Annotated in this window: 13 protein-coding genes; 3 read left to right on the forward strand and 10 right to left on the reverse strand. The window is 39.7% G+C overall.

Features of this window, described 5'->3' with window-relative positions; genetic code table 11:
- Positions 1–170: 170 nt before the first annotated feature.
- The gene (locus ACKGJN_RS10060) at positions 171–1,013 is read right to left on the reverse strand and encodes a hypothetical protein (RefSeq protein ID WP_409539364.1); all 843 of its coding nucleotides are present in this window, start codon (positions 1,011–1,013) and stop codon (positions 171–173) included.
- 93 nt (positions 1,014–1,106) lie between these two features.
- Positions 1,107–1,490 carry a hypothetical protein gene (locus tag ACKGJN_RS10065; RefSeq protein ID WP_409539365.1) on the reverse strand — a complete coding sequence of 128 codons (384 nt, stop codon included), beginning with the start codon at positions 1,488–1,490 and terminating at the stop codon, positions 1,107–1,109.
- A 246-nt stretch (positions 1,491–1,736) separates the two neighbouring features.
- Here ACKGJN_RS10065 and ACKGJN_RS10070 point away from each other — a divergent pair, with 246 nt between their 5' ends.
- Entirely contained in the window at positions 1,737–2,351 is a 615-nt protein-coding gene (locus ACKGJN_RS10070; protein WP_409539366.1) for a class I SAM-dependent methyltransferase, read from the forward strand.
- A 114-nt stretch (positions 2,352–2,465) separates the two neighbouring features.
- Positions 2,466–3,059 carry a TlpA family protein disulfide reductase gene (locus ACKGJN_RS10075; protein ID WP_409539367.1) on the forward strand — a complete coding sequence of 198 codons (594 nt, stop codon included), beginning with the start codon at positions 2,466–2,468 and terminating at the stop codon, positions 3,057–3,059.
- A 341-nt stretch (positions 3,060–3,400) separates the two neighbouring features.
- Here ACKGJN_RS10075 and ACKGJN_RS10080 read toward each other — a convergent pair whose 3' ends face one another.
- The 8 genes from ACKGJN_RS10080 to ACKGJN_RS10115 all read right to left on the reverse strand — a co-directional run bounded on the left by ACKGJN_RS10080 (position 3,401) and on the right by ACKGJN_RS10115 (position 11,618).
- On the reverse strand, positions 3,401–3,610 hold the full coding sequence (locus tag ACKGJN_RS10080; protein ID WP_409539368.1) for a YgaP family membrane protein: 210 nt from the start codon (positions 3,608–3,610) through the stop codon (positions 3,401–3,403).
- A gap of 18 nt (positions 3,611–3,628) precedes the next feature.
- On the reverse strand, positions 3,629–3,934 hold the full coding sequence (locus ACKGJN_RS10085) for a hypothetical protein (RefSeq protein ID WP_409539369.1): 306 nt from the start codon (positions 3,932–3,934) through the stop codon (positions 3,629–3,631).
- A gap of 75 nt (positions 3,935–4,009) precedes the next feature.
- On the reverse strand, positions 4,010–7,210 hold the full coding sequence (locus ACKGJN_RS10090; RefSeq protein ID WP_409539370.1) for an efflux RND transporter permease subunit: 3,201 nt from the start codon (positions 7,208–7,210) through the stop codon (positions 4,010–4,012).
- A gap of 12 nt (positions 7,211–7,222) precedes the next feature.
- Positions 7,223–8,314 carry an efflux RND transporter periplasmic adaptor subunit gene (locus ACKGJN_RS10095; RefSeq protein WP_409539371.1) on the reverse strand — a complete coding sequence of 364 codons (1,092 nt, stop codon included), beginning with the start codon at positions 8,312–8,314 and terminating at the stop codon, positions 7,223–7,225.
- Positions 8,315–8,321: 7 nt separating this feature from the next.
- Positions 8,322–9,632 carry a TolC family protein gene (locus ACKGJN_RS10100; RefSeq protein ID WP_409539564.1) on the reverse strand — a complete coding sequence of 437 codons (1,311 nt, stop codon included), beginning with the start codon at positions 9,630–9,632 and terminating at the stop codon, positions 8,322–8,324.
- Between the two features lie 22 nt (positions 9,633–9,654).
- Positions 9,655–10,806: an NAD(P)/FAD-dependent oxidoreductase gene (locus ACKGJN_RS10105; protein ID WP_409539372.1), complete on the reverse strand. Its 1,152-nt coding sequence runs from the start codon at positions 10,804–10,806 to the stop codon at positions 9,655–9,657.
- A 260-nt stretch (positions 10,807–11,066) separates the two neighbouring features.
- Entirely contained in the window at positions 11,067–11,258 is a 192-nt protein-coding gene (locus tag ACKGJN_RS10110; RefSeq protein ID WP_409539373.1) for a hypothetical protein, read from the reverse strand.
- A gap of 33 nt (positions 11,259–11,291) precedes the next feature.
- Complete coding sequence (locus tag ACKGJN_RS10115; RefSeq protein ID WP_409539374.1) at positions 11,292–11,618, reverse strand: ArsR/SmtB family transcription factor; 327 nt, start codon at positions 11,616–11,618, stop codon at positions 11,292–11,294.
- Positions 11,619–11,908: 290 nt separating this feature from the next.
- Between ACKGJN_RS10115 and ACKGJN_RS10120 the strand changes: the two genes are divergently transcribed.
- A complete protein-coding gene (locus tag ACKGJN_RS10120) occupies positions 11,909–12,304 on the forward strand; it encodes a hypothetical protein (RefSeq protein ID WP_409539375.1) in 396 nt (131 codons plus the stop codon).
- Positions 12,305–12,335: the final 31 nt, after the last annotated feature.

The following is a 12,335-nucleotide window of genomic DNA, read 5'->3' on the forward strand; positions in this document are numbered from 1 at the left end:
GGTCTCCCGATAGCTATCGGGAGTAATTCGCATATCTTTATCGGTGTTTATATTGCGTTTCTGTTATGCTCATTTCATGGTGCTGTTTTTATAGCAGCTGCCCGAAATAATGGTTCTAAAATGAATCACTTCAGAAGAGAAATATTTAGGACAGCTTATAATTAGTGTATTTAAAATTCCAGTTCCATAAAGATGGTGCTTGCTTCATTCGAATCTGTAACAGATTCGCCTTTTACAATTTCTCCCAAATCATTTTCTAATTGAAGATTGATTTTCCAATACCCGGTCATGGTTAGATTTAACTTTCCATAGTAAAGGTGGTCTTCCGGGGATTGTATTAGATCTACATTATTAGGCGAACTGTGGTTACCCATACTGGGCATTCTGGGGTCGATCTTCACCCTGTAGCCATTTACCAACGGGAAAGTCATCATGTTTTCCATTTTAAAAACTCCCATGCTTATCTCGTTCGTTGCAACTTTTGGTGTAGCGGGATCTATTATGGCAAGAATATATTTTATGCCGTCTGTCCCTGTAAATACAGAAACCCTTCTTCTTTGAGATGCGGGCACAGTTATCCTGGCAGTAACGGTATAATTCATCCCGTTAACGGAATAATCCAGGGTTAAAGACCAGTATTCAGTTGGATTTTCTGCCATTTGAAAAACGATAAATCCTTGATAAAGGCTTTCTGTAGCGGGTGTTTTAGTCACTTCAGAAATTGGGGAGGAATGTTGTTTTGTTTCCATGTGCATGACGGGTTTCCAATCAATGTGGGCATTGGTCACAAATTTCTGGTCGCTTTTATCTTTAATTCGAAGAAATATTTTGTTGTAACCCTGCTCTAGTTGTCCGGAGGATGAGTATAATTCAACCTGGTGGGTTTCATTTTCCATGGTTTGAATTTTCACTAAATCGGCAACTTCATTTACTGGCATAATTTCATCGGAATCTGAGGAACATGAAGTGAATATTACCAGGAGTAAAAGACTTATATAGTGTATGATTTTCATTTTTTGAGATTTAAAATTAGGTAGGGGTATCCCTCTTTCGACTTGAATTTAAATCGAAAGGAGCGTCCATTTTGTTTGTATTATCTTAAGAAATCAGGATAGCCCGGCAGGTGGATGCGGAATAGGTTTGGTAAACAGAAAAGAATATTGGTTTTGGTAAAAAAATACCGGAATGTAGTAGGTTTTATTAAGCTGAATTTCCTCCAAAACGGAGGAGTTAAAAAACAGGGTGATCTCCCGCTGAAAATTTTGAAGCGCCAAAGGATTTGATTCAGAATTTGTTTCTGCAAATGCCTTGGAAAGTTCGCACTGACCATTGCATTCCAGTTCCGGTTTATCCTTGTTTTCACAGTAAAGTTCAGTGAAGCTTTGGTTATTTGCAGAATGATATACAACCAAATAACTGAACCTGATATTATAAAACAAGGTAGCCATCAAAAACATTCCAAGGGCACAAATTTTGAAAAGGTTTTTCACCAGGTTAATTTTTCCGCAAAGATAAGCTTTTGAAGCTTTTCAAAAATGATTAAGGTCAGTTTTGAAGGGATATTTTAATGAATATAGGTAAGCGATTATCAATTATAACCAACTCAAAATAAATCTATTGTGGGAACTAATTATAACTTATAAGTCTGTAACTTTTGTTACTGCGCAGGAAGAGATCATAAGTTACTTTTGCGCCTATTTTACTGTTTATTATAACAGAAAATAAATAAGAAAACTATGAAAGATTTTTGGGATGAACGATATAAACAGAATGATTATGCCTACGGGAAAAACCCAAATGAGTACCTGAAAAGTAAGCTTGAAGATTTTGAGCCGGGCGTGATCCTTTTTCCTGCCGAAGGGGAAGGACGTAATTCGGTTTTTGCAGCCAAAAAAGGTTGGAAAGTTTCAGCTTTTGATATAAGTGCAGAAGGTAAAAAAAAGGCGCTAAGACTGGCAGAAGAAGAGGGTGTGGAAATTAATTATCACACCACGCCACTAAGCAGCCTTGGATATTGCAAAAATCAATTTGATGCCATAGCCCTCATCTACGCACATTTGCAACCGGATGAGCGAAAGGATTATTTCGGGTTTTTCACTCAAATTCTTAAAAACAACGGAAAAATAATCTTTGAAGGTTTCAGTAAAAAACATCTTGAATACCAGGCTAAATATCCTAATGTAGGTGGACCAAAAGAGGAGAGAATGCTTTTTTCAGAAAAAGAGATCAAAGAGGCTTTTGCTGATTTGGATTTTCTGGAATTTTATGAAGGCGAAATTGACCTGAATGAAGGGGAATTCCATAAAGGGAAAGGCTGGGTAATAAGATTTGTGGCACAGAAAAAAAGCTAAATTAGCCCCTTATATTTGTAACACTTAAATGAAATCGCTGCTTATCAACACATAAAGCCGGAATGTAGATCTTAAAAAGAGCATTTCAGTATAAATAATCACCAAACCAATAAAATGAAGAAAAAGACCAAAAAAAGTTTAATAGAATATGGGATTATAATAGCCATTTTTGGTGGCCTTTATATCACAGGCTTACATACAGAAGTATTGGGGTTCCTTCAACGGGGGATACTTGCAACAGGAATCATGAATCCCGACCTTGATAAAAAAGACGACCCCGCTGTTATTGAAAACAATCCACAGGCAGATTTTTCTATGAAGCTTATAAATTCCAAAGGGGAACAAGTTGCCATGGAGGAATTAAGGGGGAAAGTTATATTTATGAACATATGGGCCACCTGGTGTCCTCCCTGTGTTGCTGAAATGCCTGGAATCAACAAGCTTTACAAAGATGTGGATAAAGAGAACGTAGCGTTTATAATGTTATCTGTAGATCAGGATTTTCAAAAGGCTATAGATTATAATAACAGGAAGGGCTACGACTTTGAAGTATATGAAGCAGTGGGAGGAATGCCACAAATGTACCATTCACAAAGTATCCCTACCACTTATGTAATTGACTCCGAAGGAAATCTTGTCCTTACACATATGGGAATGGGAGATTATAATACGAAGGATTTCAAGGAATTCCTTGAAGATCAAATTTAATACGATAAAATTCTTTAAATAATAAAATCAGCAATTTCCGGTAAAGAATCAAGATCGTTCCGCCTTTGGCGTAACTGCAAGAATCAGGAACAAAGACTTGTTATCAATTAACTGAAAAACATTTAGTTATATTCCAATTTTTTTAGAACACTTCTTAGAATGCCCACTGGAGGTGTGTCTTCAGCTTTAACAAAATGTTATCGGACATCAATGTAATTTAATATAAAACCTCACAGGAGCTAAAGCCTTGTGAGGTTTTATAATATAAGTTGGGCTCTTTTTCTGAAAATTATAATCGATCCCGGGAGTTGCAGAAAACGAACACTGACCTAAGAGTTATTCTAGCATTTTTGGCCGGGCTTCAACTCATCTGTCACTCCAAATTTGGCAAGGATCTTATCCATAAGGCACCAATGTGTTATGGAGGATTGCAATAAGTTAGCTCCCACAAATCCCGTAAACCACAACCAGTTTATATTTACATAAATCGCCAAAATAAGGCTTATTAAAATAAAAGTTCCTGCAATCCCGCGTACAATTCTGTTTTTCATTTTTTAAAGATTTTTAGATTAGATATAATTTTCAATATTGACTACTATCACCCGTATAGGGTTGTTGGTTTCCAGGTTTTGATTGAATTCCAAAACCAGTTCAAACAGCAGGTCGATCTTATCTTTTTCCGTGAAGGAAAAGAACATAAGAGATTCATTCCCACCTTTTTCTCCCGGAAACCAGCTGAGTGTGGCAATAACCGAGTTCGAACTTTTATACCCGTCTATTTCTGTTCGGCTAAAGGCTTCGATCTTTGCCTTCTTAAATATGTTAAGGATATCCTTCTGGAACTCCGAAACACTTGTTACAATTAGTAATTTCATTTTTTGTTCTTTAGATGTCAGATAAAAGCTGATAAGGTTTTGGATTCCTTTATCAGCTTTTATCCAACTGGGTTTTTACTCATGATTTTTCTTTTCTATCATATAATAGACCAGTGGCACTACCAGCAAGGTGAGTATGGTAGAGACAATGGTTCCGCCCATTAGGGAAATTGCCAGCCCTTGAAAAATTGGATCGAAGAGGATAACAAAAGCTCCTATCACCACCGTTCCCGCAGTTAAAAGGATTGGGGTAGTACGTACTGCACCTGCTTCAATCACTGCCTGTTTTAACGGAATTCCGTCTTCCAGGCGCAGGTTCACAAAATCGATGAGCAACACTGAATTCCTTACCATGATCCCGGCAAGGGCTATCGTTCCAATAAATGAGGTAGCTGTAAAAAATGCTCCCATGATCCAGTGTCCCAGGATTATCCCAATAAGCGAAAGCGGAATAGCTACCATCATTACTATTGGCACCCTGTAATTCTGGAACCAGCCAACAATAAGGATGTAGATTATAAAAATCACCCCCAGAAAAGCGATTCCAAGATCTCGGAAAACCTCAAGGGTAATTTGCCATTCTCCATCCCATTTTACGGCATAATCATCCTCCGTTTGTGGTTGCTGCAGGTAAAGTTCATCAAGCTCGTAACCCTTTGGAAGATCAATTTCTTTTAATTTTTCTTCCATTCCTAAGATGGCATAAACGGGACTCTCCAGTTCTCCGGCCATATCGGCCATCACATAAACCACCCGTTTCTGGTTCTTTCTGAAAATACTATTTTCCTTTGTCTTTTCTTCAATTTGAACAAGATCTGCAATACTTACCATTTGCCCATTTTGGGAAACGATCTTTATTTGGGAAATATCTACAGGAGTTGATTTTTCCTGTTCTGCCAAAGCCAGGATGATCTCTACCCTTTGCGTGGCATTTTCATCATACAGATAGGCTATAGCCCTTTCTCCCAAAGCTGCGTTCATGGTATGTACAATTTGCTGTGGAGCAATTCCGTAGCGCATTGCTTTTTCCTTGTCAATTTCGAAATGGATTTCAGGTTGGTCTGCTTCCACCGTCCAGTCTACATCCACCACATCGGGTGTTTGTTTCAGGATACCCTGGAGCTCGTTGGCAATTTGTTTTTGCCGTTCATAATCGGGGCCATAAACTTCAGCAACAATGGTTGACATAACAGGAGGACCAGGCGGTACTTCCACCAACTTCACATTTGCATTAAATTTTTTGGCGATCTTCTGAATTTCAGGCCTTAATAATTTCGCGATGTCGTGGCTTTGTTCACTTCTTTCGCCCTTATCTTTCAGGTTTACCTGGATATCGGCCGTATTACTCGCTCCTCTAAGATCATAATGCCTTACAAGTCCGTTAAAAGTAATAGGGGCAGAGGTTCCTACATAACTCTGGTAGTTCATAATCTCGGGTCTTTGAGACAGGTACTGCCCAATTTCCCGTGTTACATTAGCAGTACGCTCCAGGGTTGTTCCTTCGGGCATATCTATCACCACCTGGAATTCATTTTTATTATCAAAAGGCAGCATTTTTACAGCAACCGATTTTGTAAAGAACAACGCTACAGAGGCCAGTAACAAAAGCAAGGTAGTGCCCAGGAAGATCCATCTAGTTCTGGAACTGTCTAAAAGAGGCTTTTCCAGCTTGTTATAGATCTTGTAAATGCGGGTATCCTCGATTTGTTCTACAGGTTCTTCTTCCTTTTTCCCCTTCCCTTTGGTTTTCTCCCTTAGGAAGATCAGTCCCAGGTAAGGAGTAATTGTAAGGGCAACAAACAAGGAGAGTATCATGGCAATAGAAGCTCCAATGGGCATAGGACTCATATAAGGACCCATCAACCCGCTTACGAAAGCCATCGGCAATACCGAAGCAATCACCGTAAATGTTGCCAGGATGGTTGGGTTCCCTACTTCATTGATGGCATATATAGCCGCCTGTTTAAACGGCAGCCGTTTCATCTTGAAATGCCGGTGCATATTTTCGGCTATGATAATGGAATCATCCACCACGATCCCTGTTACGAATACCAATGCAAAAAGGGTAATTCGGTTAAGTGTGTAATCCAGTAAATAATAACTTAGCAGCGTAAGAGCGAATGTTACAGGTACCGAAAGGAATACCACCAATCCCCCGCGCCAGCCCATCGCAAGCATCACCACGAAGGTAACCGCCACGATTGCACCAATTAAATGCAGCAGAAGTTCTGAAACTTTATGTGAGGCAGTCTCCCCGTAATTTCGGGTAACCTCCACGTGTACATCATCGGGAATAAGGTTGGTTTTGAGATGTTCCACTTTTTCAAGAATAACATCGGCGACTTTCATAGCATCGGCGCCTTTGATCTTTGCTACCGAGATGGTCACCGCGGGATATTCCGAAGAAAATTGACTTCCGGCCACAGAGCCTTGCCCATAACCGAAAGAAACATATTCTTTTGGCAATTCAGGTCCTTCGAATACTTCAGCGATTTGATACAGGTAAACCGGCTGTTGCTGCTGAATCCCGATGATAAGATTTTCCACATCTTTGGCAGACTCCAGGAAACTTCCCGTGGTCACCAGAAATTCTGTGTCATTTCGGTTAAAACTCCCCGAAGAAAGCTGCTGATTGCTGGCCTGGATCTTTTCAGTAACACCAAGGAAATCCACTCCGCTGGCGGCCATTTTTTCCTTGTCCAGTACTATCCTAACCTGCCGGCTTCTGCCTCCAATTTTATTGGTGATGGAAACATCGGGTACTTTTTCAATTTCGTGGGTAAGCTCATTCGCGATCTTTCTAAGCTGGTAATCATCATAATTCTCACTCCACAGGGTAAGGCCAAGAACAGGAACGTCATCAATGGCCCGGGTTTTCACCAAAGGCATCGTGGCGCCCTGCGGCATCTGGTCCATATGCTTCATAAGTTCATTATAAAGCTTCACATAGGAGCGTTCAATATCCTGGCCCACCAGGAATTGTACGGTAACCATTCCCTGTTCTTTCATTGAGGTAGAATAGATATATTCTACCCCGGGAATATTGGAAACCATTTTTTCCAGCGGTTTAATAACCCGCGATTCAAGTTCTGTGGGACTGGCACCGGGATAACCAACAAAGATGTCGGCCATGGGCACGTCAATTTGGGGTTCTTCTTCCCTGGGGATCAAAAACGAACTGTACACTCCAATGACCATAAAAACGATCATAAGTAACACTGTAAGTTTTGAATCCATAAAGCCTTTGGCAATTTTGCCTGCTAATCCTTCTTTCATTTTGTAGTAATTTTAATTCTGAAGGCTTTCCTCAATACTTAGCCTGGCTCCGTTGTATAATTTTCCTTGTGCTGAAGTGATATAGGATTCCCCGGCACTAAGTCCTGAAAGCACTTCCACCTCATCACCAACAGTCCGGCCCAGCCGAATCCATCTCAGGATAGCCGTGTTCTGTTCGCTTGGGGTATAAATACCGTGCAAATCACCTCGGTTAACTATAGCCGTAAGGGGTATTAATATCACTTCCCGGTTCGCTCTGACCGTGGTGGGATACTGTACACTGGCATACATGCCGGAATAAATTTCACCATCAGTTTCAACTAAAGCGATTTTCATAGTGTACTGTCCGCCTGAGTTTATAGCAGAAGTACTTATTTCTGAAACAATTCCTTTTAGAGATTTCCCTGAAGATTTAACCAATACATCTACTTCTTTCCCTTGTTCTACTGAAGCGATCTCCGATTCAGGCACACTTGCCCTGACTTCAAAGTTCCCGGGAACTTCGAGGTTAAGAAGTGACATTCCCGGATTGGCCATATCGCCAGCTTCTACGAATTTGCCTGTAACCACACCGCTAAAGGGAGCTACGATATTGGAATAAGCAAACTGGGCATTGATCTCATTCTTTTGTTGCCTGACGCCTTCTAGCCTGGCTTTGGCCATTTCATACCTTGCGGTGATGTCATCCATTTCCTTTTGGGTAGCGCTGTTATCAGCAAATAAGGATTTATAACGCTCGTAATCCTTTTCTGCATTTTGGAACGCCGCTGTGGCTTCTGTGATCCCGGCATTTACCTGTGCTCTTTTTGCCTGCAAATCTGCATTGTTGATCTCAATCAGTAATTGGCCTTTATTTACCTTATCTCCAACTTTGGCATTTATTTTAGTGACATAGCCCATGTTTCGGGTGCTTAAAGTGGCATTTTCAACAGCTTCTATTTTTCCGCTAAAAGTGAGAAATGCCGTATCTGAACTTGCCGGAGTAGCTACGGTTACCTTTAGCGGAACTGTTTTATCAGATTTTTTTTGTTCTTGAGAATCTCCACAACTCAGGAATAAAGATGTTGCTCCCAGTAGACTCAGGATATATAATTTGGTTTTCATAAAGAATCTATTTTTTAGTTAAAAATTGAAGTTGTGCCTGTGCAAAATTGTATTCAAAAATTGTTTGCGCATACTCAAGTTGCTTTTGGGAAAGTTGTGCTTCTGCCGTTAACAGGTCACTGGTTTTCTCCAGTCCCTGCTGAAATCTATTGGTTCTTATTCTCAGGGATTCTTCAGCCTGTTCCAGCGCTAAACGGGTAAGGGAAAGGTTGTTCTCGGCATCCTTAACAGCACGGCTCGCACGGTTCTTTTCCATCTTGCTTTGGGAGACATAGGAATCATATTGAAGTTTTGCTTTTTCGTAAGTAGCCTGACTTTTCTGAAGTTTTCCAAAGCGCTTGTAACCTTCAAAGACATCCCATTTCAATTGAATACCGGCAAGATATCCACTGGCACTTCCGGCAAAGATCTCATCATCATAAAGTTCATAACTTCCAAAAGCATTTAGGTTTGGCAGGAAAGACATTTTATCTGCCTGCAGGATTTCTCCATAAGCCTCTGTAGCCAGTTTCATGGCGCGAATATCAGCTCTTTCTAATGGCACCGTTTCCAGCTCATCCGGTGTAAGCAAGGAAATTTCAAGAGAATCTGTAGGCTGAAATATTGTATTTACAGGTTCGTTGACTAGGTATGCAAGATAATCGGATGCATTCACCACATTGCTTTTGGCATACTGCAGCTGATTATTAACTTCAGAAACCCTTATCTCCACAGCCAGGACATCCGATCTTTGCAGATATCCTTGTTTAAAACTGTCGTCTGCCAGTTTTTTATTGGCAAGAGCTGCTTTTTTGGAGTTTTCCAGTACCGCAACAGCCTGATATGCCAGTTGCAGCTGCATATAAGATTTTTCTACCTCCAGGACCATATAATCAATGGTTCGTTCGGTTTTTAGTGCAGTGGCATCCATCTTTCTTTTAGCTGCCTTTCGCTGGTAGATCCCATCTAAATTTATAAGCGGCTGCTCCACTTCAATTTTGGTGGCAAAATTTGTGATCCGGTCGGGATTGTTTAACATCTCGGGATTAAAATCATTTTGAGTAACTATTCCCTGATTGAGTTTAGAGCCAAATGCCATTAAAGGATTGGTAGTTGTTATACCTGAATGTGATACCGCAAGGTTTGGTAAAAAAATGGAATTGGTCTGCCGGAAATCTCCGCGGGATTCCAAAAATTCCTGTTGAGAAATTTTTATGTCCCTGTTGTTTTCCTTTACCATTTGTATGGCATCTTGCCTGCTAATGGGTTTTATTTCCTGGGCGTGTAACCACAGCCCGGAAAATAGAACGCCTATTAGTGTTATAATTCTGATTTTCATCATTACAATCTTTATTTATGATTTAAAAGTTCTTGAAAAACCAGAATTTTTCATCCCACCATTTTGATAAATGCCCCCATTGTGCAGGTGCTTTCATCTTTACTTCCGGGTTTGTGGAGTCAGAAAAATTTCCTCTGGTTTCGCTGGCCTTTCCTTCTCCTGCTGCGATAAAATACGTTCCTTCGGGTACAAAAGTTTGATCCGGTTCAAGGTTGGCCATTTTTCTGCTAATATTATGTGCTACAATGGCTCCCTGTTGCCTTGCAAAAATTCCTATTTTTGGAAGTATTGCACCGGTTTCTGTTGTTATGCTGGTGATGTCCCCAATGGCATACACATTTTTAAATGCGGTTTCCAGGGTGTTTCTATCAACTTCAACCCAACCTGAGCTTCCGGCTAATGCACTCTCTCTAATGATCTGTGGTACCTGATGTTTTGGAGTGTAGGCCAAAAGATTATATGCATAGCTTTTTCCATTACTGAATTCCAGCTGATTTCTGGAAACAGAAGTCAGTTCGTAGTTTGGATAATACTTTATCCCCTTTTTTTCCAGCAGCTTCCTTAATTCTTCAGCAGCTTCGGGCCCAGCGAATTCCATGGGGCCCGCTTCAGGAGTATAAAGAGAAACATTGGTGTTATGGCTGAGGTTGTTTGTTCTAACAAAGGCTTCAATAAGCATTGCAGCTTCATAAGGTGCGGCCGGACTTTTAAATGGAAGGGAAGAAACCAGGATTGCAATTTCGCCTCCGCTGAATTTTTCTAACTCTTCATGGAAATCGGTTGCACCCTTTAAAGTGAAAAAATTATGGCCATAGTGGCCAAGATTATGAGCATTTGCCTGTTCTACGCCCAGGGAAACTACCATATAGTCTCCGTTATACTTCTTTCCGTTTACCGTTATTGCAATATTTTCAGGATCTATGGCTTCAATTTCCCCTTTTATTATTTCCAGTCCGGAGGCATCGAGCTTGTTGGTTCTTTCGGTGACTTCTTCCTTTTTCCTCTTACCAACCATCAGCCAGGGAAGAGAAGGAGCGAACACACTGGTTTCTTCTTTTTCAAATACAAGTATTTTTACAAGGTTGATATCCTCTTCATTTCCGCTGGTTCTGCTTAATTCCCTGGCAGTAATTATTCCGCCTGTTCCGGCACCTAATACTAAAATCGTTTTCATATTTAAATTTTTATGTTTTTTATTGGTAATATGTAATTCGCATATTTTTATCGGTTTTTCTATCATGTTTCCGTTATGCTCATTTCATATTTAGATTTTATTGTTTTTTATTGGTAATATGTAATTCGCATATTTTTATCGGTTTTTCTATCATGTTTCCGTTATGCTCATTTCATATTTAGATTTTATTGTTTTTTATTGGTAATATGTAATTCGCATATTTTTATCGGTTTTTCTATCATGTTTCCGTTATGCTCATTTCATATGTTGGAATTTTTATTGTTGTTAAAATTGTCTTTTATACGAATAGGTTCAGGTCTCAATTCAGGTTTGAACGGAGTTGGTCTAAAAGAACAGCAGGTAGTTCCCTGTTGGTAAGGCGCGGGACTTTTGATATCCTCCCAAACCGCTTTCATTTGTTCTTTTATTTTATGTAAAATGCTATTTTTCATTTGGTTGTTTATTGCTATGTTATAAAACCTGAGCTAAATTTCAGATTTATTTAAAATTTCCTGTTTCTCCTGTAGGTTTTCCATAAGTACTTCCCGCATGGTATGGCAGGCCAGCGCTACTTTGGGAGAGCTTAGGGAGAAATAGCTGGACTGCCCGTCACGCCAGGTTTTGATGATGCCACTGGCTGTCATTACCTTGAGATGCTGGGAGAGATTGGATTTCAACCCGCCGGTAGTTTCAAGGATATCGGTAAAGCAAATAGCTTTCTCTTGTAAAATATGAATGATCTCCATTCTTAAAGGATGGGCGAGCGCTTTACAAATATCTGCTTGCATCCCGTATATTCTTTTGTTTTGCATAGTTTAAAAATTTATCTGTTTAGGTTATTCTAAACAATATTCATTTAAAATTCCCTTGGAATAGACTCCATTAATTTGCCTTGCAAAGTAAAGGGCCTTAGAGAACCTGGAATATGACTAAAATCATAAAAACAGGGATTGTGGATAGAAATGCCCTTTATTATACTTTTTGCAAGTGTTTTAGCCGGCTGCACTCAAAATTATTTCTGAATCCCAATTTTTTTTCATTTTGAAACATTAAAAATATAATTTGGTGGAATAAGGTTTTTTTGATAAATTTAAATTTGTATATGAGTTTCCTTATTTCCATAACACTTTCTGCATTATTATTACTCCAGGGTTTTAATTTTGGCCTTCCCGATCTTATAAAGTTGGGTGATTTGCTGGAACACGCAAATTTCCATGCAGCTAGTTATGGAGACAGTTTTACAGTCTTCCTTTCCAAACATTACGGAGAATTAAAGGTTCAGCACGAAAGGGAACATCAGGAAGAGGAAGAAGAGCACGAAAAATTGCCTTTTAATAAACAGGTTACTCATAACTCTACAGTTTTTGTTCTTACCCCGGCTTACTTTAACTCGCTGAAATTTTCCCGAATATCAAATTCCAGTTCAATTTACTTTTATGAAGATTCCTATTCGTCCCCGGGAGAATCAGGAATATTTCAGCCTCCGCGCCTGGCATAGATACTTCAGGTAATATTTTAACCACAGGGAA

Origin of the sequence: Gillisia xinjiangensis (genome assembly GCF_046298265.1) — a bacterium.
GTDB classification, from domain to species: Bacteria; Bacteroidota; Bacteroidia; order Flavobacteriales; family Flavobacteriaceae; genus Gillisia; species Gillisia xinjiangensis.

Coding starts and splice junctions, on each gene's coding strand:
- ACKGJN_RS10060 (WP_409539364.1), bottom strand. CDS start 1,013: ATGAAAATCATACACTATATAAGTCTTTTACTCCTGGTAATATTCACT.
- ACKGJN_RS10070 (WP_409539366.1), top strand. CDS start 1,737: ATGAAAGATTTTTGGGATGAACGATATAAACAGAATGATTATGCCTAC.
- ACKGJN_RS10075 (WP_409539367.1), top strand. CDS start 2,466: ATGAAGAAAAAGACCAAAAAAAGTTTAATAGAATATGGGATTATAATA.
- ACKGJN_RS10080 (WP_409539368.1), bottom strand. CDS start 3,610: ATGAAAAACAGAATTGTACGCGGGATTGCAGGAACTTTTATTTTAATA.
- ACKGJN_RS10085 (WP_409539369.1), bottom strand. CDS start 3,934: ATGAAATTACTAATTGTAACAAGTGTTTCGGAGTTCCAGAAGGATATC.
- ACKGJN_RS10090 (WP_409539370.1), bottom strand. CDS start 7,210: ATGAAAGAAGGATTAGCAGGCAAAATTGCCAAAGGCTTTATGGATTCA.
- ACKGJN_RS10095 (WP_409539371.1), bottom strand. CDS start 8,314: ATGAAAACCAAATTATATATCCTGAGTCTACTGGGAGCAACATCTTTA.
- ACKGJN_RS10100 (WP_409539564.1), bottom strand. CDS start 9,632: ATGAAAATCAGAATTATAACACTAATAGGCGTTCTATTTTCCGGGCTG.
- ACKGJN_RS10105 (WP_409539372.1), bottom strand. CDS start 10,806: ATGAAAACGATTTTAGTATTAGGTGCCGGAACAGGCGGAATAATTACT.
- ACKGJN_RS10110 (WP_409539373.1), bottom strand. CDS start 11,258: ATGAAAAATAGCATTTTACATAAAATAAAAGAACAAATGAAAGCGGTT.
- ACKGJN_RS10115 (WP_409539374.1), bottom strand. CDS start 11,618: ATGCAAAACAAAAGAATATACGGGATGCAAGCAGATATTTGTAAAGCG.
- ACKGJN_RS10120 (WP_409539375.1), top strand. CDS start 11,909: ATGAGTTTCCTTATTTCCATAACACTTTCTGCATTATTATTACTCCAG.